This window comes from Pseudomonas sp. p50(2008) (genome assembly GCF_015351605.1).
In the GTDB taxonomy this organism is placed as follows: domain Bacteria; phylum Pseudomonadota; class Gammaproteobacteria; order Pseudomonadales; family Pseudomonadaceae; genus Aquipseudomonas.
On sequence record NZ_JACMYF010000002.1, the window covers coordinates 441,665 to 461,243 of the forward strand.

20 protein-coding genes and 1 other RNA gene are annotated in these 19,579 nt (G+C 59.7%); 11 read left to right on the top strand and 10 right to left on the bottom strand.

What is annotated here, in order from left to right:
• Nucleotides 1-56 precede the first annotated feature (56 nt).
• The 3 genes from ubiD to H7698_RS07080 all read left to right on the top strand — a co-directional run bounded on the left by ubiD (nucleotide 57) and on the right by H7698_RS07080 (nucleotide 3,393).
• Nucleotides 57-1,523, top strand: a complete 1,467-nt coding sequence (gene ubiD, locus H7698_RS07070) for a 4-hydroxy-3-polyprenylbenzoate decarboxylase (RefSeq protein ID WP_162440469.1) — start codon at nucleotides 57-59, stop codon at nucleotides 1,521-1,523.
• Complete coding sequence (locus H7698_RS07075) at nucleotides 1,523-2,491, top strand: CDP-6-deoxy-delta-3,4-glucoseen reductase (RefSeq protein ID WP_162440468.1); 969 nt, start codon at nucleotides 1,523-1,525, stop codon at nucleotides 2,489-2,491. The genes ubiD and H7698_RS07075 overlap by 1 nt, the downstream gene beginning before the upstream one ends.
• 233 nt (nucleotides 2,492-2,724) lie before the next feature.
• Nucleotides 2,725-3,393, top strand: coding sequence for a gamma-glutamylcyclotransferase (locus H7698_RS07080; RefSeq protein ID WP_162440467.1), 669 nt, complete (start codon nucleotides 2,725-2,727; stop codon nucleotides 3,391-3,393).
• On the opposite strand, the gene glpT is transcribed toward H7698_RS07080, so the two are convergent.
• The gene (gene glpT / locus H7698_RS07085; protein WP_162440466.1) at nucleotides 3,369-4,718 is read right to left on the bottom strand and encodes a glycerol-3-phosphate transporter; all 1,350 of its coding nucleotides are present in this window, start codon (nucleotides 4,716-4,718) and stop codon (nucleotides 3,369-3,371) included. The two genes, H7698_RS07080 and glpT, sit on opposite strands and share 25 nt — an antisense overlap.
• Nucleotides 4,719-5,042: 324 nt before the next feature.
• Between glpT and H7698_RS07090 the strand changes: the two genes are divergently transcribed.
• A complete protein-coding gene (locus H7698_RS07090) occupies nucleotides 5,043-5,657 on the top strand; it encodes an energy transducer TonB (protein WP_194690968.1) in 615 nt (204 codons plus the stop codon).
• Between the two features lie 61 nt (nucleotides 5,658-5,718).
• Here the strand turns inward: H7698_RS07090 and H7698_RS07095 are convergent, their stop codons facing one another.
• Nucleotides 5,719-6,696 (bottom strand): NADPH:quinone oxidoreductase family protein, encoded by a 978-nt coding sequence (locus tag H7698_RS07095; protein WP_162440464.1) that lies wholly within the window; start codon nucleotides 6,694-6,696, stop codon nucleotides 5,719-5,721.
• 150 nt (nucleotides 6,697-6,846) lie between these two features.
• On the opposite strand from H7698_RS07095, the gene H7698_RS07100 reads away from it, so the two are divergent.
• Nucleotides 6,847-7,254 carry a flagellar basal body-associated protein FliL gene (locus H7698_RS07100; protein WP_162440463.1) on the top strand — a complete coding sequence of 136 codons (408 nt, stop codon included), beginning with the start codon at nucleotides 6,847-6,849 and terminating at the stop codon, nucleotides 7,252-7,254.
• Between the two features lie 59 nt (nucleotides 7,255-7,313).
• Here the strand turns inward: H7698_RS07100 and H7698_RS07105 are convergent, their stop codons facing one another.
• The 4 genes from H7698_RS07105 to H7698_RS07120 all read right to left on the bottom strand — a co-directional run bounded on the left by H7698_RS07105 (nucleotide 7,314) and on the right by H7698_RS07120 (nucleotide 12,705).
• Complete coding sequence (locus H7698_RS07105) at nucleotides 7,314-8,432, bottom strand: ABC transporter permease (RefSeq protein ID WP_194690969.1); 1,119 nt, start codon at nucleotides 8,430-8,432, stop codon at nucleotides 7,314-7,316.
• Entirely contained in the window at nucleotides 8,432-11,161 is a 2,730-nt protein-coding gene (gene rbbA, locus H7698_RS07110) for a ribosome-associated ATPase/putative transporter RbbA (RefSeq protein ID WP_194690970.1), read from the bottom strand. The genes H7698_RS07105 and rbbA overlap by 1 nt, the downstream gene beginning before the upstream one ends.
• The gene (locus H7698_RS07115) at nucleotides 11,158-12,123 is read right to left on the bottom strand and encodes an HlyD family secretion protein (protein WP_194690971.1); all 966 of its coding nucleotides are present in this window, start codon (nucleotides 12,121-12,123) and stop codon (nucleotides 11,158-11,160) included. The genes rbbA and H7698_RS07115 overlap by 4 nt, the downstream gene beginning before the upstream one ends.
• Before the next feature lie 132 nt (nucleotides 12,124-12,255).
• Nucleotides 12,256-12,705, bottom strand: coding sequence for an EVE domain-containing protein (locus tag H7698_RS07120; RefSeq protein WP_194690972.1), 450 nt, complete (start codon nucleotides 12,703-12,705; stop codon nucleotides 12,256-12,258).
• A 194-nt stretch (nucleotides 12,706-12,899) separates the two neighbouring features.
• Here H7698_RS07120 and H7698_RS07125 point away from each other — a divergent pair, with 194 nt between their 5' ends.
• The gene (locus tag H7698_RS07125) at nucleotides 12,900-13,052 is read left to right on the top strand and encodes a hypothetical protein (RefSeq protein WP_178114307.1); all 153 of its coding nucleotides are present in this window, start codon (nucleotides 12,900-12,902) and stop codon (nucleotides 13,050-13,052) included.
• Between the two features lie 116 nt (nucleotides 13,053-13,168).
• Here H7698_RS07125 and H7698_RS07130 read toward each other — a convergent pair whose 3' ends face one another.
• From H7698_RS07130 to H7698_RS07145, 4 genes are all read right to left on the bottom strand, one after another.
• Nucleotides 13,169-13,774, bottom strand: coding sequence for a 5-formyltetrahydrofolate cyclo-ligase (locus H7698_RS07130; RefSeq protein ID WP_194690973.1), 606 nt, complete (start codon nucleotides 13,772-13,774; stop codon nucleotides 13,169-13,171).
• Between the two features lie 85 nt (nucleotides 13,775-13,859).
• Nucleotides 13,860-14,038, bottom strand: a non-coding RNA gene (ssrS, locus tag H7698_RS07135) — 6S RNA.
• A gap of 30 nt (nucleotides 14,039-14,068) precedes the next feature.
• A complete protein-coding gene (locus H7698_RS07140) occupies nucleotides 14,069-14,386 on the bottom strand; it encodes a cell division protein ZapA (protein ID WP_007942435.1) in 318 nt (105 codons plus the stop codon).
• The gene (locus H7698_RS07145; protein WP_003177365.1) at nucleotides 14,383-14,592 is read right to left on the bottom strand and encodes a TIGR02449 family protein; all 210 of its coding nucleotides are present in this window, start codon (nucleotides 14,590-14,592) and stop codon (nucleotides 14,383-14,385) included. The genes H7698_RS07140 and H7698_RS07145 overlap by 4 nt, the downstream gene beginning before the upstream one ends.
• 128 nt (nucleotides 14,593-14,720) lie before the next feature.
• Here H7698_RS07145 and H7698_RS07150 point away from each other — a divergent pair, with 128 nt between their 5' ends.
• From H7698_RS07150 to H7698_RS07170, 5 genes are read left to right on the top strand one after another with little or no spacing between them, the layout of a single operon-like run.
• On the top strand, nucleotides 14,721-15,281 hold the full coding sequence (locus tag H7698_RS07150) for a YecA/YgfB family protein (RefSeq protein ID WP_162438430.1): 561 nt from the start codon (nucleotides 14,721-14,723) through the stop codon (nucleotides 15,279-15,281).
• Nucleotides 15,282-15,308: 27 nt separating this feature from the next.
• Nucleotides 15,309-16,643 (top strand): Xaa-Pro aminopeptidase, encoded by a 1,335-nt coding sequence (gene pepP / locus H7698_RS07155; RefSeq protein ID WP_162438429.1) that lies wholly within the window; start codon nucleotides 15,309-15,311, stop codon nucleotides 16,641-16,643.
• A complete protein-coding gene (ubiH, locus tag H7698_RS07160) occupies nucleotides 16,640-17,827 on the top strand; it encodes a 2-octaprenyl-6-methoxyphenyl hydroxylase (RefSeq protein ID WP_162438428.1) in 1,188 nt (395 codons plus the stop codon). Before pepP ends, ubiH begins: the two co-directional genes overlap by 4 nt.
• A complete protein-coding gene (locus tag H7698_RS07165) occupies nucleotides 17,820-18,305 on the top strand; it encodes a DUF4442 domain-containing protein (protein WP_162438427.1) in 486 nt (161 codons plus the stop codon). Before ubiH ends, H7698_RS07165 begins: the two co-directional genes overlap by 8 nt.
• Nucleotides 18,306-18,314: 9 nt before the next feature.
• Complete coding sequence (locus tag H7698_RS07170) at nucleotides 18,315-19,532, top strand: 2-octaprenyl-3-methyl-6-methoxy-1,4-benzoquinol hydroxylase (protein ID WP_194691117.1); 1,218 nt, start codon at nucleotides 18,315-18,317, stop codon at nucleotides 19,530-19,532.
• The last annotated feature ends 47 nt before the right edge of the window (nucleotides 19,533-19,579 follow it).

The following is a 19,579-nucleotide window of genomic DNA, read 5'->3' on the forward strand; positions in this document are numbered from 1 at the left end:
AAGGGTTCGGCGCTAAACTGCCAACCCCGAACGCCACGGCAATACGAGGCTCACGCATGCAGTATCGCGACTTGCGCGACTTTATCAGCGGTCTGGAAAAGCGCGGCGAACTCAAGCGCATCCAGGTTCCGGTGTCCCCAGTACTCGAAATGACCGAAGTGTGCGATCGCACCTTGCGCGCCAAAGGCCCGGCCCTGCTTTTCGAAAACCCGACGGGCTACGACATTCCTGTACTCGGTAACCTGTTCGGCACACCTGAGCGCGTCGCGCTGGGTATGGGCGCCGAAGCGGTCAGCGAGTTGCGCGAAATCGGTAAGCTGCTGGCGTTCCTCAAGGAACCCGAGCCACCGAAGGGCCTGAAAGACGCCTGGTCCAAACTGCCGATTTTTCGCAAGATCATCGCCATGGCACCCAAAGTCGTCAAAGACGCGGTGTGCCAGGAAGTGGTCATCGAAGGCGACGACGTCGACCTTGCGATGCTGCCCGTGCAGACCTGCTGGCCCGGCGACGTCGGTCCGCTGATCACGTGGGGCCTGACGGTTACCAAAGGTCCGAACAAAGATCGCCAGAACCTGGGTATCTACCGTCAGCAAGTAATCGGCCGCAACAAGGTCATCATGCGCTGGTTGAGCCACCGTGGCGGCGCGCTGGATTATCGTGAGTGGTGCGAGAAGCATCCTGGTCAGCCGTTCCCGGTGTCTGTGGCCCTGGGCGCTGATCCGGCAACCATCCTCGGTGCCGTGACGCCTGTCCCTGACAGCCTCTCCGAATACGCCTTCGCCGGTCTGCTGCGGGGCAACCGCACCGAACTGGTGAAATGCCGCGGCAACGATCTGCAAGTACCGGCCACCGCCGAGATCATTCTTGAAGGCGTGATTCATCCGGGTGAAATGGCCGACGAAGGTCCGTATGGCGACCACACCGGTTACTACAACGAAGTCGACAGCTTCCCGGTGTTCACCGTCGAGCGCATCACCCACCGGATCAAACCGATCTACCACAGCACTTACACCGGCCGTCCGCCAGATGAGCCGGCGATTCTGGGTGTCGCCCTGAACGAAGTGTTCGTGCCGATCCTGCAGAAGCAGTTCCCGGAGATCACCGACTTCTACCTGCCGCCTGAAGGCTGCTCGTACCGCATGGCCATTGTGACCATGAAGAAGTCCTATCCCGGCCATGCGAAGCGGGTAATGCTGGGTGTCTGGTCGTTTTTGCGACAGTTCATGTACACCAAGTTCGTTATCGTCTGTGACGACGATATCAACGCCCGTGACTGGAACGACGTGATCTGGGCCATCACCACGCGCATGGACCCCAAGCGCGACACGGTGATGATCGATAACACGCCGATCGACTACCTCGACTTCGCCTCGCCGGTATCCGGCCTGGGATCGAAGATGGGGCTCGATGCCACGCATAAATGGCCGGGCGAAACCACCCGCGAGTGGGGCCGGGTCATCGTCAAGGACGAAGCCGTGACCCAACGGATCGATGCCATCTGGAATCAGTTAGGAATAGATTGATGCGTGTAACCTTGCAGCCTTCCGGAGCAGTGCTTGAGATTCTGCCCGGCGAGCGGATTCTTGATGGAGCGCGGCGCCTGGGCTATGAGTGCCCGCAGAGCTGCCGCAACGGCAATTGCCATGTGTGCGCTGCACTGTTGGTGGAAGGTCGGGTCGAGCAGGCCGGCAATGTGCGCGACCACGGCGAGTTCTACACTTGCATAGCAGAGCCGCTGGAAGACTGCATCGTGCTGTGGGATGGCGTGCTCGCGCTGGGAGAATTGCCGGTGCGCAGTTTGGCGTGTCAGGTCATTGAATGCAGGGACGTCGGCGGTGACACCTGGCGAGTCAGCCTGCGAGCGCCCGCTGGTAAACCACCTCGCTATCATGCCGGTCAGTATTTGATGATCGAGCGCGAGAACGGCGAAAAATCCGCATTTTCCCTGGCCTCGGCACCCCACGCGGGACGAGACCTGCAAATCCATGTGCTGGCGCGCGAAAGTAGTGCGCTCAGCCTGATCGAACAGCTGCAACGCAACCCGTTAGTGCGCATCGAGATGCCGTTCGGCGATACCCATCTGGCGGAATTGCCGGACGGTCCACTGGTGCTGATTGCCGCTGGCACGGGCATGGGTCAGATCCATAGCCTGATCGAGCATTGCCGGGCTGCGGGTTTCAAACATCCGGTCCATCTGTATTGGGGTGTGCGTCGTCCTGAAGATTTCTATGAAATCGAGCATTGGGATGAATGGCGGAAGCTGCCTAACCTGTTTTTGCATAAAGTCGTAAGCGATCAATGTGGCTGGGAAGGGCGTTGCGGCATGTTGCATGAGGCGGTATGCGAGGACTTTCAGGACCTGAAGCCACTTCATGTGTACGCGAGCGGCTCTCCGGCGATGGTCTACGGCACGCTGGATGCGCTGGTCGAAGCGGGTATGGATGCTCATCAGATGCGTGCCGACGTATTTGCGTACGCGCCGCGATCTTGATCCGCGATCTTGATCCACGATCTTGATCCTCGCTCTATTCGTTATAACTCTCCATATAGCCGATCGGTATTTATAGAATCTTATAAATACCGGTAGGTTATATCTCTCAAAGGCAACTTTTAAAGAACTGTGCCATGGCACTTAAATTGCCTTGAAACTTATGTGCCTTATTGTTACAGCGGTGCGTTCTATTAAGTAATTCTTCACTCGCGGGGAGCTGAACGCTAATCGCCATGAGCGCCATTGAATCTGCTTTTTTGAATCTGGCTTACCCTCCGCGGCTCGATCTGGGGCCGCAGCTCACTCACGAACAATTGCTTAGCTCGATGCAGTCGACCATGGCGCGCCACAAAGGTGGGCCGGTCTGGTTGTTCGCTTATGGTTCGTTGATCTGGCGCCCTGAATGCCCGGCCGTTGAACGTGTGCGCGGCCGAGTGCATGGCTATCACCGCGGCCTGTACCTGTGGTCCCACGAACATCGCGGCACACCGGAAGTGCCGGGTCTGGTCTTTGGTCTGGATCGTGGCGGCTCTTGCAGCGGTTTTGCCTATCGCTTGCCCGAAGAGCAACTTGATGCCTCGCTTTACGCCCTGTGGCAACGCGAAATGCCATTCCCGTCCTATCGCCCGCACTGGCTCAACTGCCGTCTCGAAGACGGCAGTCAGGTTCAGGCATTGGGCTTTGTGTTGGAGCGACACCTGCCCAGCTACGCCGGCAACTTGCCGGATCATGTGCTGAGCCAGGTGTTCGAAAGCGCTTGCGGGCGTTACGGCACGACTCGCGATTATGTCGAGCAAACCGCACACGCCCTGCGCAGCCACGCCATGCCAGACCGAAATCTGGAGGCGCGGCTCAAGCGCTGCAGGTCATCGGGCGATCAGGCAACCGCTTCACGGCCCTGACTGGCCACTTGTTTGTGCCACAGCGTGGGGGCGAGGAACGCCATTGCCAGCAGACACGAGCCGATCAGCAGCACGAAGCCGCCATCCCAACCGAAGTGGTCCACGGTGTAGCCCATCGCTGCACTGGCCGCGACCGAACCGCCCAGATAGCCGAACAGCCCCGTGAAACCTGCCGCAGTACCCGCCGCTTTTTTCGGCGCGAGTTCCAGTGCCTGCAAACCGATCAGCATGACCGGGCCGTAGATCAGGAAGCCAATCGAAACCAATGCGATCATATCCACCGTCGGGTTGCCGGCCGGATTCAGCCAGTACACCAGTGTCGCCACGGTCACCAGGGCCATGAACACCATGCCGGTCAGGCCACGGTTGCCACGGAAGATCTTGTCCGACATCCAGCCGCACAGCAGCGTGCCCGGAATACCGGCCCACTCGTAGAAGAAATAGGCCCAGGAGGTTTTATCCACGGAGAAGCCCTTGGCTTCCTTCAGATAGGTCGGCGCCCAGTCCAGTACGCCGTAGCGCAACAGGTAAACAAAAACGTTGGCCAAGGCGATGTACCAGAGCATTTTGTTACGCAGCACGTACTTGACGAAGATTTCCTTGGCGCTGAATTCTTCTTCGTGGCTGGCATCGTAGCCTTCCGGGTAATCGTTCTTGTACTTCTCAATGGGCGGCAGGCCGACCGATTGCGGGGTATCGCGCATCGTAGCGAAGGCAAATACCGCTACCGCCAATGCGACCGCGGCGGGCACATAGAATGCAGCGTGCCAGTCATTGAACAGGCCCATGCCGAGCAGGAACAGCGGGCCAATCAGGCCTCCGCCAACGTTATGCGCCACGTTCCACAGTGACACCACGCCACCGCGTTCCTTCTGCGACCACCAATGAACCATGGTTCGTCCGCTCGGCGGCCAGCCCATGCCCTGCGCCCATCCATTGATGAAGAGCAGGATGAACATGATGGTCACGCTCGACGTCGCCCACGGAGCGAAACCGAAAATGAACATGACCCCCGCCGACACCAGCAGGCCGAACGGCAGGAAAAAGCGCGGGTTGGAGCGGTCGGAAACGATGCCCATCAGGAACTTGGACAAGCCGTAAGCGATGGCAATGGCCGACAACGCCAGGCCCAATTCACCGCGGGTGTAACCCTCTTCGATGAGATAGGGCATGGCCAGGGAGAAGTTTTTACGCAGCAGGTAATAACCTGCATAGCCGATGAAAATCCCGGCAAAAATTTGCCAGCGATGACGTCGGTACGTGCTGTCTATTTTTTCGTCAGGCAATGGAGCCTGATGTGCGGCAGGACGAAAGAAAGCAAACATTCAAGAGCTCCAGTTTTCTTGTTTTGACTGCGGATGCGAATGTTACAGTTTCGTTACCGAAAATAGCACCGGTTCGCATCGGTCAAACAGCGGAAATATTGAAGATCGCATGTTCTTTTACGAACATGTCGCTCAGACGTAAGTACAGGACGTTGTGGGAAACGTTACCTTGGCGTCATTCAGTGCTGCATCTTCTCGTTTTAACGGAAGGCTCTCGGAAGGATCCTTCGTTCAAACAGGAAGTCGTGACGTTCTGTTTCAGGGCGTTGAGCCGTAACCTTTGCAGGAAGCAGTGTTGGAGTTTTGTTCATGGAGGAGAGCGGTATGCGGCGGTTAGCCATTTTGCTTTTGCTGGTGTTGGCAGTAGAGGTCAAGGCGCAGGAAGTGCTTCTGATACCGGAGGATAATCCCCGGCCGACGTACCCCAGGAACCTCCAGCGGGCCGGGTTCACCGGTGATGTTCGGGTCAGCTTCTATGTCAATGCCGATGGATCGGTTAACCGGGTGAAGATTCTGGAGTCCGACCACCCGGACCTGGCTGAAGCTTCTAGAGTGACGATTGAGAAGTGGCGGTTCAAACCGTGGGTTGTCAAAGACGATCGACCATCTGAGCTGGAAGTGGTCGCGCCGCTGGTATTCCGACTGGATCTGACTTCGCCCATTCATACCAATCAGTGGATCAAAGGACTGAAGTGCCGTGACATTAACGAAGAGTTGCTCCATGCACCGGAGTACGCCTGGATTGATGCCAGACCGTTTCATTACACCCGCGCATATCTGTCGAACGTCTTTCACACCACCCAGTTGCCGAAGGAACAACGGCTGGAATGGATCGCAAAGCTGAACAAGCGTGTGCCGACGATTGTCCAGCAGTGCAGGGCGAGCCCTGTGCGCAAGTACATGAGTTTGCTGCCGGAGGAGATTCGACAGTTGCTTTAATCACGTCGAAGGCGTGATCTGGACAGCGTTGCTGGAGCCCGGATCACCGCCTTCGAGTCACTCAGCGAACCTGCACCACCACTTTCCCGACGGCCTTGCGCTGGCCGAGATCATTGATTGCCTGCGCGGCATTGCTCAGTGGGTAAACCTGCGACACCAACGGCTTTAACTTGCCTTCCGCGAACCAGCCGAACAACTGCTGGAAGTTCGCCGCGTTGTCCTGTGGCTGACGTTGCGCGAACGAACCCCAGAATACGCCGACGACCGCGGCGCCCTTGAGCAATGCCAGATTCACAGGCAATTCCGGAATGCGTCCGCTGGCGAAGCCGACTACCAGCAGACGGCCGTTCCAGGCGATGGCGCGCACAGCCTGGTCAAACAGGTCGCCGCCGACCGGGTCGTAGATCACGTCGGCGCCCTGGCCATCGGTCAGGCGCTTGATTTCGTCCTTGAGGCTGGTTTCACTGTAATTGATCAGTTCATCGGCACCGGCCGCCTTGGCCACGGCCAGTTTCTCCGCGCTGCTGGCGGCGGCAATCACACGAGCGCCCATGGCTTTACCGATTTCCACAGCGGCCAGCCCGACACCGCCGGATGCGCCTAGCACCAGCAGGGTTTCACCCGGTTGCAGGTTGCCTCGTTGTTTGAGCGCATGCATCGACGTGCCGTAGGTCATGCTGAAGGCGGCGGCGGTGTTGAAGTCCATGGACGGTGGAATCGGTAGCACGTTGTAGCCGGGAACGGCCACCTGTTCGGCGAAGCTGCCCCAGCCGGTCAGGGCCATGACGCGATCACCGACCTTGAGGTGGCTGACCTTTTCGCCCACCGCGCTGACCACACCTGCTGCTTCACCGCCCGGGGAAAACGGGAAGGGCGGCTTGAACTGGTATTTGCCCTCAATGATCAGCGTGTCGGGAAAATTCACCCCGGCGGCATGTACATCCAGCAGGATTTCATTCTTCTTCGCGACAGGACTGGCGACGTCTTCCAGCACCAGCGATTCGGCAGGGCCGAAGGCTTTGCACAGTACGGCTTTCATCAGGGCTATTCCTTTGGGAGTGATGGCCGATAAGTGTAGGTGTGTGAGTCGATGGGTCAACGAGCATGCCCGACCCTGATAGTCAGCCATAAGCTTGTGCTTGAGGAGGGGGTCGTTATGCTAGGCCGCAAACCGGATAAGGAGCGAATTGTGAAAGCGTGGATCATGTTGATGTTGGCCTTGTCGCTGCCTGTTGCAGCCATTGCCGAAGAAGCCAAGGAAGAGGCAGCGCCGAAGGTTAACTACATCACCCTCAGCCCGCCGTTCGTGGGCAATTATGGGTTGGACGGGACGCCGAAGCTCAAGGTTTACAAGGCTGATGTAGCGTTACGCGTGACCGGTGATGAGGCGACCAAGCTGGTCAAGGCCAATGAACCGTTGATTCGTAATCAACTGGTGGCGTTGTTTGCCCAGCAAACGACTGAGGCGATGAACAATGTGGATGCCAAGGAAAAGCTTCGTCAGGAAGCCTTGAGACAGACCCAGCAAATCATGAATGACGAGACCGGCAAGCCGGTGGTCGAGGATTTGTTGTTCAATAACCTCATCATTCAGTAAGTCATTGTTGTCCGGGCTGGCCTCATCGTCGGAACGCCGCCCGTAGCAAGCTCGCTCCATCAGGACGCCAGGCTCTTGCGAAACCGCATCAGCGCTATCGCAAAGAACACCAGCCCAATGGCGGTCAGCGCGAGCAAGTCCGGCCAGACAACGCTCAGTCCGGCGTCGCGAAACAGAATCGCGGCGCTCAGGCTGACAAAATGTGTCGACGGTGAGCCCTGCATGACCCATTGCAGCCATTGCGGCATGCTATCCAGTGGCGTGCTGCCGCCGGACAGCAGCAACATCGGGATGATCACCGGAATCGCTAACAGACCGAACTGCGGCGTCGAGCGGGCCAGCGTCGCGAGAAAAATCCCCAGCGCCGTACTGGCGAACAGATACACCGCAGTCACCAGCAAAAACAACGTCATCGATCCCGCCAACGGCACGCCCAGTGCACCTTTGACGATGACTTCCAGCGAGATCCAGGTGCAAAGCACCACCACCAGCATGTTGCTCCAGATTTTCGCCAACATGATTTCCAGCGCGGTCAGTGGTAGCACCAAGAGATGGTCGAGGGTGCCGTGTTCCCGTTCCCGCAGCAGCGCCGTACCGGTGAGGATGATGGCGAGGATGGTGATGTTGTTGACGATCTGAATCACCGCCAGGAACCAGCCTCCTTCCAGATTGGTATTGAACAGCGAGCGAGTGGTCAGCAGCGCTGGCGCCTTGCTGGCTGGATCGGTCTGGCCGCTGTAGGTCAGCAGTTCGCGCTGGAATATCCGTCCGATGTAGCCCGCGCCCATGAATGCCTGGCTCATTGCCGTGGCATCGACGTTGACCTGCACCGCCGGTTGGCGACCGGCCAGCAGATCTGTCTGGAAATTCGCTGGCACGTTGATCACGAACGTGTACTGGCCGCTGTCCATGACCTGATCGAGTTGCCCGTAAGGCAGCAATACCGGGTGCTGGAACTCTGGGGGTTGCAGGGCCTGGGCCAGCTCCCGCGAGAGTTGGCTGTGATCTTCATCGACGATGGCCACGCTGGCGTTGTGCACGCCAATAACGGAGCCGGCGGCGGGCATGTAGATCGCCACGGTAAAGGCGTAGAACAGAAACAGCAGTAACACACTGTCGTGGCGCAGGCTGGTCAGTTCCTTTAGGCCCAGCCGCAAAATATGCGCAAGCTTATGCATCAGGCCTCCTGCTTTTTCAGCATGACCAGGCTGAGCCCGGTGAACCCGAGAAAGAACCCGAACAGCGCCAGGCATTGTGGCCATAACTGTCGCAGGTCCAGCGCTTTGGTGAAGGTGCCAACGGCGATGTCGAGGAAGTAACCAGCCGGGAACAGCATGCCCATCACGGCCGCTGCGCCTTCGAGGGATGAGCGCGGTACTATCAGCCCGGAAAACTGGATGGTCGGCAGGCTGGTGATGATCATGGTGCCGAGGATCGCGGCGATCTGGGTGCGGGTGAACGCCGAAATCAACAAGCCCATGCTGGTGGTGGCCAGCACGTAAAGCAAACCGCCGAAGGCCAGGGTCACGCCGCTGCCCTTGAACGGCACGCCAAACAGCCAACGGTTCATCGCCACCAGCACCGCCAGATTGACCAGGCTAATCGCCAGATACGGCGCCTGTTTGCCCAACAGGAATTCCAGCCGGGTTAACGGTGTGGCGTAGAAATTGGTGATCGAGCCCAACTCTTTCTCACGCACGATCCCCAGCGCGGTGAGCATCGCCGGGATGAAGGCGAGGATCAGCGCCATCACCCCAGGGCCGATGGCGTTAACGCTGACCACGTCCTGGTTGTAGCGGAAACGGGTTTCCAGTTTCGCCGCTGGCGGCCGGTTCAGCGCAGGGCTGCTTTGCTCGGCTAACTGCTCGATGTTCGCTTGGTGCACCGCTTCCACATAGTTGCGGCTGGTCTCGGCGCGAAACGGCATGCCGCCATCCAGCCACGCAGCCACGGTCGGTTGGAGTCCGGCGTACAAGTCGCGGCCAAAGCCTGGTGGAATCTCCAGCGCCAGTTTGATTTCCGAGCGTTGCAGGCGTCGGTGCAGTTCTTTGCTGTCGCGAATCAGTGCCTGTTCGGCGAAGTAGCGTGAGCTGCGGAACGCCTCCAGGTAGGTGCGACTTTGCGGCGTCTGGTCTTGATCGAACACAGCGAAGGCGAGTTTTTCCACGTCGAGGGAAATCCCGTAGCCGAAGATCACCATCATGAAAATGGCCCCCAGCAGGGCGAAGGCCATTCGCACTTTATCGCGTAGCAGTTCCTTGCCTTCGCGACTGGCCACCGCCACCAGGCGCCCGACACTGAAACCACGTTCCTTCATCGGCGCGGCGGGCGTGACAAGTGCGTCGGCGGACGCTGCGGGCGTGGGCGTGGGCGTTTCTGCCGGGCCCTGGGCTTGCTCCAGGCAGATAACAAACGCCGCCTCCAGAGTCTCACCCTTGAACTGCTCTTGCAGCGCCGCCGGGGTATCACAGGCCAGCACCTTGCCGGCGTGCATCAGCGAGATGCGGTCGCAGCGCTGGGCCTCGTTCATGAAGTGGGTGGAGAGAAAAATCGTCACGCCTTGCTCGCGGGACAACTCGATCAGCAATCGCCAGAAGTCATCCCGCGCGGCGGGGTCGACGCCGGAGGTCGGTTCATCGAGGATCAGCACTTCCGGGCGATGCAGCACCGCGACTGCCAAGGATAGGCGTTGACGCAAACCCAAGGGCAGGCCGCCGGCCTGTTGATCGGCAACGTTGACCAGGTTGAAGCGCTGGATCAGTTCATCGATGCGCTGGTCACTGTGGGCCTTGGGCAAATCGAACAGTCGCGCGTGCAAATCCAGGTTTTGCCGCACGCTCAACTCGCCATACAGCGAGAAGCTCTGCGACATGAAACCGACCCGTTTGCGGGTGGTCAGGTCCTTGGCGTTCACCGGTTTGCCGAGCAGCGTGGCGGAACCTTCGCTGGCCGGTATCAGTCCGGTGAGGACTTTCATGGTGGTGGTCTTGCCGCAGCCGTTGGAGCCGAGAAAGCCGAAAATTTCCCCGCGACCGATGGCGAAGCTGACTTTGTCCACTGCCGTGAAGTCGCCGAAGCGGAGTGTAAGGTCGTGGGCTTCGATGGCGATGTCGGTATTGGCGCCGGTTCGCGGCGGGATCACCAAGGCTTGGTTGTCGTGTCCGCTGTCGCCCTGGAAATGGGTAAAAGCTTCGTCGAGTTTAGCGCTGGGGGTCACCGCGGCCAGTTCGCTGCTCAGGCCTGTGGCGATTAGTTTGCCACCGTCGAGCATCAGACAATGTTCGAACTGCTCGGCTTCTTCCATGTATGCCGTGGCAACCAGCAGCGTCAGTTGCGGGCGCTGGCGGCGCACATCGTCCACCAGTTCCCAGAAGCGCCGCCGGGACAACGGATCGACGCCGGTGGTCGGCTCATCGAGGATCAGCAGGTCCGGCTCATGGATCAGCGCACAGCAAAGCCCGAGCTTCTGCTTCATGCCGCCCGAAAGCTTGCCGGCCGGGCGATCGGCGAAGTGCAGCAGATCGGTGGCCAGCAGCAGGCTGTGCATGCGCTGATCGCACTCGGCTCTCGACAGGCCGAACAAGGTGGCGAAAAAGTGGATGTTCTCGCTGATCGACAACTCGGGATACAGGTTGCCGCCCAAACCCTGAGGCATGAAGGCGATACGCGGGTAGAGGCTGTTGCGATGGCGGCGATCCTGGATTGAGCCGCCCAACACGTCCAGTTGACCTTGTTGCAGGCTTTTCACCCCGGCGATCAGCCCCAGCAAGCTCGACTTGCCGGCGCCGTCCGGGCCAATCAATCCGCAACGGGTGCCGGCGGGAAGGCTGAAAGTGATGTCGGCCAGGGCCTGTTGTTTTCCGTAACGGTGATTGACGCCGGTGGCTTGCAGCGCCAGGCCAGTCATTGCAGATTGGCCGGCCAGCTAACAGGCGCGGTGCGCACGTAACCGGCGCCAGGCATGCCCGGTTTTGCCTGGGGCAGAGCGCTGGGGTCGGTCAGGCGCAGTTTGACGCGGAACACCAGTTTCTGCCGCTCATCGCGGGTCTCGACTTCTTTCGGCGTGAATTGCGACTTGCCGGCGACGAAAGTGATTTTGGCGGGTAATGGCTTGTCGGGCAGGGCATCGAGCAGGATACGTGCTTCATCGCCAACGGCTACGCGCCCGGTGACGGAGGCCGGGAGGTAGAGGTTCATGTATTGGTCGTTGGGGTCGATCAGCAACAAAACCCGTCCGCCTGCACCGAGCACTTCGCCGGGTTCGGCCATGCGCAACTGGATCACTCCTTCGATGGGCGCCCGCAGGCTGCTGTCGTCGATTTCACTGGCCAACATCGCGACTTGGGCCTGTGCCGCACCAATCGCTGCGCCGACTGCCGAGACCTGGGCTCGGGCCGCGGCGACCGCTGCGCCGCCGGTGTCCCGCCGCGCCTGCTGTTGATCGATGATCTGGCCACTGACGAAACCGTGCTTGAACAGTTCCTGGGAACGCTTGAGCTCTTGTTGCGCGAGCAGTTGTTCGCTCTGGCGCAATTGCACGTTGGCCTGGGCGGCGGCGAGATTCTCCCGGGCGCGCAATACTTCGGCTTCGGCCTGATTGCGTTGGGCTTCAAGGGTGCGGGTGTCCATGCGGGCCAGGAGTTGGCCTTTGCTGACCTTGTCGCCTTCATCGACGAGTACTTCGGCCAGTCGCCCGGGTGTTTTACTGGCGATCTGTACTTCGGTGGCTTCGAGGCGGCCATTGCCGACGTACAAACCTTCGGGCAAGCGGTCATGCGTCGACTTCCAGTAGCCAAAGCCCCCGGCACCCAGCAGCAGTATCACTAAAGCACTGACAAACAATATTGAAGAGCGACTGTGCGTAGACATGCGGGCATCCTGCGGCTGTTGCGTCCTAGTCTGGTTGATCTAACGCCGGGGCGAGTTGATACCAGTCAACTGAGGGGGCAAGCCTAACTCTATTGAGCGCAGAAAAGAGGATGACCGGGTGGTTCTGCCTATTTAACGTAAATCGAGTACCGCCGCCCATTGCTCGGCCGTCACCGGCATCACCGACAATCTCGAACCCTTCTGCACCAGCGGCATCTGCGCCAACGCTGTCTGCTGCTTCAGGTAATCCAGCTTAAGCACCTTGGGAAACGTCTCGACATGCGCGACATCAATCGCACTCCAGGCGTTTTTCTCAGGCGTGGCCTTCGGATCGTAATAATGACTCTCTGGCTCCAGCGCCGTCGGGTCCGGATACGCCGCTTCGACAATCTTTCCGATCCCGGCAATACCGGGCTCAGGGCAACTGGAGTGATAAAAGAAAAACTCGTCACCCACCGCCATGGCTCGCAGGAAATTGCGCGCCTGGTAGTTGCGAACACCATCCCAGCGCGCGCTGCCAAGCTTCTCCAGATCTTTGATCGAGAGCTCGTCGGGCTCGGATTTCATCAGCCAATAGGCCATGGTTTTGCTCCTTGCGGGTTGAGTGGGCAAGTTGTCAGGCAATTTTATGACAAACCGACAGTCGGTTGACGCCAGCGTTTGCGTGTAGGGTCACGTTGTCGCAAAATGCCGGCCTTCTTAGCTTGACGCTGCTGCACGGCCTACAACGGAAACCGCTGCTGTCATCGTGTTGATGTGCCTTTGGGGGGCAATCGATGAAACGCAAACCGGATTTACTATGGATATTGGTTATTTTGTTCGGTCTCGGCGTCGTGACCACCGGCTATGCCCAAAGCCTGTGGAACAACAACCCCGATGCGCCGATTGAAATCGCTCAGCAACAACAGCCGTCGGCTTACAAACGCTAAACCTGTCTTTCGACGCCGCACCTGTAGGAGCAAAGCTTGCTCGCGATGACGGCGTCACATTCAACATCGATGTGCCTGAAAACCCCCTGCCGCGAGCAAGCTTTTCCTTTGCAGGGCTAACCTGCGAAATACCACGCCTTGTCTGTCACCGTTCCTTGCAACGGCACATCCCAGCTCGCCTGAGCCAGCCGCTCGACCTTCTGACATTCATGGGCCAGTCCCAACAGCGTCGGCTTGCGCCAGTTTTTGCGTCGGGCCATGTACGCCAGGCTTCGATCGTAGAAGCCGCCACCCATCCCCAGTCGTCCACCGACATCGTCAAACCCCACCAAGGGCAACAGCACAAGGTCCAGCGTCCAGACTTTTCGTTGGCGGGCAACGTTGTGCCGGGGTTCAAGGATGCGGAAGCGGTTGGGTATGAGCTTTTCGCCCGGACGGATCCGCTGGAACACCATTTTGGTTCGCGGCCAGGCACTGAGCACCGGCAGGTACGTCGCTTTGCCCCGACGTTGAGCGGCACGCAGCAGCAGGCGCGGGTCTATTTCACCGTCGGTGGGCAAATAAAAGGAGAGGTGTCTGGCGCGGCGAAACAGCGGGTGCTGGGCCAATTGCTTATACAGCCCGCGAGCGGCCTGGCGTTGCTGACTGGGTGTGAGTGCGCGGCGGGCCTTGCGCAGCATGCGTCGAAGTTGCGGGCGGGGAAGCAGCGCAGGTTCGGTCATGAATTCGGGCTCGGGAGGGCGGGTACTCAAATCGTACCCGTAAAAAAGCCGATGCCGGTATTTAAACCGGCATCGGACTGGAATCAGGCTCCCCGGATGAACCGCTGCTGACTTAGCCCTTGAACCCGAAAGTTCAAGGTGGAAGATGCAGTAGGCTTTAAGGCTTTCCGTCTAGCGGACATGCACACCAGCCCAACGTGCAACCTCCAGGGTAGTGCGAATCGGCTCAGGGACGTGGTCAACTGGCAAGCACCCCAGGGAGTGATGCGAGTATACCTCAAGCTGTTTCGCGTTTCAGCCCTTGGTGACGTCCGGATCGGTCGCGAGCACCAGATCGACACGATCCAGAAGGTCGCGAACTTGCTCTCGCGTCGAGCCGCTGGCCTGCACATCCGGGCGTTCTTCCTTGTGCAGAAGATCGTGGGTGATGTTCAGCGCAGCCATCACGGCAATGCGGTCGGCGCCGATGACTTTGCCGCTGCTGCGGATTTCGCGCATCTTGCCGTCCAGGTAACGGGCGGCGCTCACCAGATTGCTGCGCTCTTCCTGGGGGCAGATGATCGAATATTCTTTATCGAGGATCTGCACGGTAACGCTATTGCTTGAACTCATGAGTCTTGCTCCAGGGCCTTGAGGCGCGAAATCATCGATTCGACCTTACGCCGGGCGATTTCGTTTTTTTCAATGAGGTGCGCGCGTTCTTCGCGCCAGGTCTTTTCCTGAGCTAATAGGAGTCCGTTTTGGCTCTTTAGTTGCTCGACTCGGTCAATTAGCAACTCGAGTCTCGCCATCAGCGCTTGCAGGTCTGTGTCTTCCATTGTGTCCACTGAGATTGTGTCTAGTGTGTGGTAGCTGGCGGACAGCCTTTAATAGTCTTGGCGAGTCTGTCGATGTAGGATACAAGGCCTTCATTCTAGACATAGCGCCGTCTGGCGCCTAGCTGCCCATGCCCATTCAGAATTCCCCGTACCAAGCCTTCACCACCCTGCTGACTTCCAGCGGTCATAACGTCTCGCCTGCCGAACTGCATGGCCTGTTGCTCGGGCGCAGTTGCGCCGGTGCCGGCTTCGATGCCGAGGGCTGGCTGGTCGATGCCGCCGAGCTGCTCGAAAGCGAGCCGCAGGATAACGTCCGCAATGCCTTGATCGGCTTGCAGGAGATGGTCAAGGGCGAGCTTACCGGTGACGACGTGACCGTCGTACTGTTGCTGCCCACCGATGACGAGCCTCTGGCTGACCGTGCCGCTGCACTGGGCCAATGGTGCCAGGGCTTCCTCAGCGGTTTCGGCCTGAACTGCCGTGACAGCAGCATGTTGAGCCCCGAAGCCACGGAAGTCCTGCAGGATCTGGCGGCCATTTCCCAGGTGCAAGACGCCCTGGAAGAGTCCGACGACGGTGAAAGCGACTACATGGAAGTGATGGAGTACCTGCGCGTTGCACCGCTGCTGCTGTTCAGCGAAACCAAAAAGCCGGATGCGCCTGCTGCTGCCAAGCCGTCACTGCATTAATCGACTGCCAGGGAACGCCATCTGCCCATGATTCATATCCCGAAATCGGAATACAGCCGTCGCCGCAAGGCCTTGATGGCGCAGATGGAACCCAACAGCATCGCCATTCTGCCCGCCGCCGCGGTTGCTATCCGCAATCGCGACGTCGAGCACGTCTACCGTCAGGACAGCGATTTTCAGTACCTGAGCGGTTTTCCCGAACCCCAGGCTGTTCTCGTGTTGATGCCCGGACGCCTGCATGGCGAATACATCCTGTTCTGCCGTGAGCGCAATGCCGAACGCGAGTTGTGGGACGGTCTGCGTGCCGGTCAGGAAGGCGCCATTCGCGACTTCGGTGCTGACGATGCCTTTCCCATCACCGACATCGACGACATCCTGCCGGGCCTGATCGAAGGCCGCGACCGGGTCTATTCGGCCATGGGCAGTAACCCTGAGTTTGATCGGCACCTGATGGACTGGATCAACGTGATCCGCTCCAAAGCGCACCTTGGCGCCCAGCCGCCGAACGAATACGTTGCCCTGGATCATCTGCTGCACGACATGCGCCTGTATAAATCGGCGGCAGAAGTGAAGGTGATGCGCGAGGCCGCGCGGATTTCCGCCCAGGCGCACATCCGCGCGATGCAGGCCAGCCGGGCAGGGTTGTATGAGTTCAGTCTCGAAGCCGAGCTTGACTACGAGTTCCGCAAAGGCGGGGCCAAGATGCCGGCCTATGGTTCGATTGTCGCGGCGGGGCGCAATAGCTGCATCCTGCATTACCAGCAAAACGACGCGGTGCTCAAGGATGGTGACCTGGTGCTGATCGATGCAGGTTGTGAAATCGATTGCTACGCCAGCGATATCACCCGCACCTGGCCGGTCAACGGCAAGTATTCAGCGGAACAGAAGGCAATCTACGAGTTGGTGCTGGCCTCACAAGAAGCCGCATTTGCCGAAATTGCCCCGAACAAGCACTGGAACCAGGCCCATGAAGCAACGGTCCGGGTGATTACTTCGGGCCTGGTTGAACTGGGTCTGTTGCAGGGTGACGTAGACGAGCTGATCGCCAGCGAGGCGTACAAGGCGTTCTACATGCACCGCGCCGGTCACTGGCTGGGCATGGATGTGCATGACGTGGGCGAGTACCGGGTCGGCGGTGAATGGCGGGTGCTTGAGGTCGGTATGGCGTTGACGGTGGAGCCGGGTATCTACATCGCTCCGAACAACCAGAACGTAGCGAAAAAATGGCGTGGCATTGGCGTGCGCATCGAGGACGACGTAGTGGTGACCAAAACCGGTTGTGAAATCCTGACCCAAGGCGTACCGAAAACAGTCGCCGAGATCGAGGCCCTGATGGCCGCAGCAAGGACACAGGCGGCATGAGTCGGGTCAATCTGGCAATCATCGGGGGCGGTCTGGTCGGCGCCAGTCTGGCGTTGGCATTGCAGGCCGGGGCCAAGGCGCGAGGCTGGAAGATCGTGCTGATCGAGCCATTCGCTCCAGGTGACACCTACCAACCGAGCTATGACGCCCGTTCTTCGGCGCTGTCCTTCGGCGCCCGACAAATTTATCAACGGCTGGGCGTGTGGCAGGAAATCTCCCGCCGCGCCGAGCCGATCAAACAGATTCATGTTTCCGATCGCGGGCGTTTTTCCACCGCGCGGCTGTCGGCGATGGAAGAGGGCGTTCCGGCGCTCGGGTATGTGGTGGAAAACGCCTGGCTCGGTCAATGCCTCTGGCAAGGTCTGGACAAGGACGTGATCAGTTGGCGTTGCCCAGCGGAAGTCACCCGGATGGAACCGCTGACTGACGGCTACCGCCTGACCCTCAACGATGAAACCACCCTGGAATGTGACCTTGCGGTGCTGGCCGATGGCGGTCGTTCCGGGCTGCGCGAGCAACTGGGCATCGGCATCAAGAAGCGTCCGTACAACCAGAGTGCGCTGATCGCCAACATCACCCCGAGCGAATCCCACAACGGCGTGGCCTTCGAACGTTTTACCGACGATGGCCCGATGGCGTTGCTGCCGCTGCCGGACAATCGCTGCGCCCTGGTCTGGACCCGTCTGGGCATGGATGCGCAACGGCTGGCGGCGCTGGACGATCGTGACTTCCTCAGCGAATTGCAGGGTGTGTTCGGTTATCGTCTCGGCACCCTGAAACAAGTCGGCGCACGGCATTTGTACCCGCTGGCGTTGATCGAAGCCGAAGAACAGGTGCGCCCGCATCTGGCGATTCTCGGCAACGCCGCTCACAGCCTGCACCCGATTGCCGGACAAGGCTTCAACCTGTCGCTGCGTGATGCCCAGGCGCTGGCCGATGCGTTGCTGGCGAGCGAGACAGCGCCTGGCGACTTCGCGACGTTGCAGGCATACCGCGAGCGCCAGCGTCTGGATCAAAACCTGACCGTAGGCTTCTCCGATCAAGTGACCCGTCTTTTCGGCAGCACCCAGCCACTGGTTTCCCTGGGCCGTAACCTCGGCCTGCTCGGTCTCGATCTGTTGCCGCCAGCCAAGCGCTGGTTTGCCCGGCAGGCCATGGGTTTGGGTACCCGTCCCGATGCTTAAGTGGCTCACCAGCAGGTTCGCAAAAGCGCGGTTGATGCGTTGGGCCATGACTTTCTACCCGCCGTATCTCGGCGCCGGTGTGCGGGTGCAGCACATCAGCGAAGATTTTCGCGATGTCCGGGTGTCCATGGGTCTGAGCTGGTACAACCGCAATTACGTTGGCACCCAGTTCGGCGGCAGCCTGTACTCGATGGTCGACCCGTTTTTCATGCTGATGCTGATGGAAAACCTGGGCCACCGTTACATCGTTTGGGACAAGGCCGCCGACATCGATTTCATTTCGCCGGGCAAAGGTCCGGTGTTCGCCCGCTTCACCATCGACGACACCTTGCTCGATGAGATCCGCCGGCAGACCGCCGATGGCGAAAAATACCTGCCGCAGTTGCAGGTCGATATTCACGACGGCGCGGGTCACTTGGTGGCGCGCGTCGGGAAAACCCTTTACGTGCGGCTCAAGCCGCAAGCGAGACAGGCTTAAAGCATGGACATGCGCGCAGATCTGCTGATTGTCGGGGCCGGAATGGTCGGCAGCGCCCTGGCGCTCGCGTTGCAGGACAGCGGGCTGCAAGTGCTGCTGCTGGACGGCAGCCCCATGAGCGTCAAACCGTTCGATAGCGAGACACCGTTCGAGCCGCGAGTGAGTGCCTTGTCGACGGCCAGCCAGCGGATTCTGCAGCGTTTGGGTGTCTGGGAAGGCATCGAAAACCGACGCAGCAGTCCTTACTCCGACATGCATGTCTGGGACGGCAGCGGGACCGGGCAAATTCACTTCTCGGCCGCCAGTGTGCATGCCGAAGTACTCGGGCACATTGTCGAGAACCGCGTGGTTCAGGACGCTTTGCTCGATCGCTTGCATGACTGCGACCTGGGCATGCTGGCCAATGCTCGCCTGGAACAGATGCGTCGCTCCGGGGATGACTGGTTGCTGACCCTTGCTGATGGCCGCACGTTGCGGGCTCCCCTGGTAATCGCTGCCGATGGTGCCAACTCGGCCGTGCGGCGCCTGACCGGCATGGCGACGCGGGAATGGGATTATATGCACCACGCCATCGTCACCAGCGTACGCAGTACCCAGCCTCATCAGATGACCGCCTGGCAGCGCTTCACCGATAACGGGCCGCTGGCGTTTCTGCCGCTGGAGCGCGATGGACAGCAGGGCTGGTGCTCGATCGTCTGGTCGACCACCCCAAGTGAAGCCGAACGCTTGATGGCGCTGGATGAAGAAGTCTTTTGCCGGGAGCTCGAGCGGGCCTTTGAAGGCCGGCTTGGCAAGGTGATAAGCGCTGATCCGCGTCTGTGCGTTCCGCTGCGCCAGCGCCATGCCAAGCGTTATGTCCAGCAAGGCCTGGCGCTGATCGGCGATGCGGCCCACACCATTCACCCGCTGGCGGGGCAGGGCGTGAACCTTGGGTTCCTTGATGCCGCCGTGCTGGCCGAAGTACTGCTGCAAGCGGCCGCTCGCGGCGAACAACTGGCGGATGTCAAAGTGCTGAGCCGATACGAGCGTCGACGCATGCCTCATAACCTGGCGCTGATGGCGGCGATGGAAGGTTTCGAGCGATTGTTCCAGGCCGACCCGTTGCCGATGCGCTGGCTGCGCAACGCCGGGTTGAAGCTGGTTGATCAAATGCCCGAGGCCAAGGCGCTTTTTGTGCGTGAAGCGCTGGGCTTGACCGGGGACCTTCCGGCCTTAGCCAAACCCTAAGATCTACACAACCTTGGGGCGATTTCCGTCTGTGCAACATCTGGTAA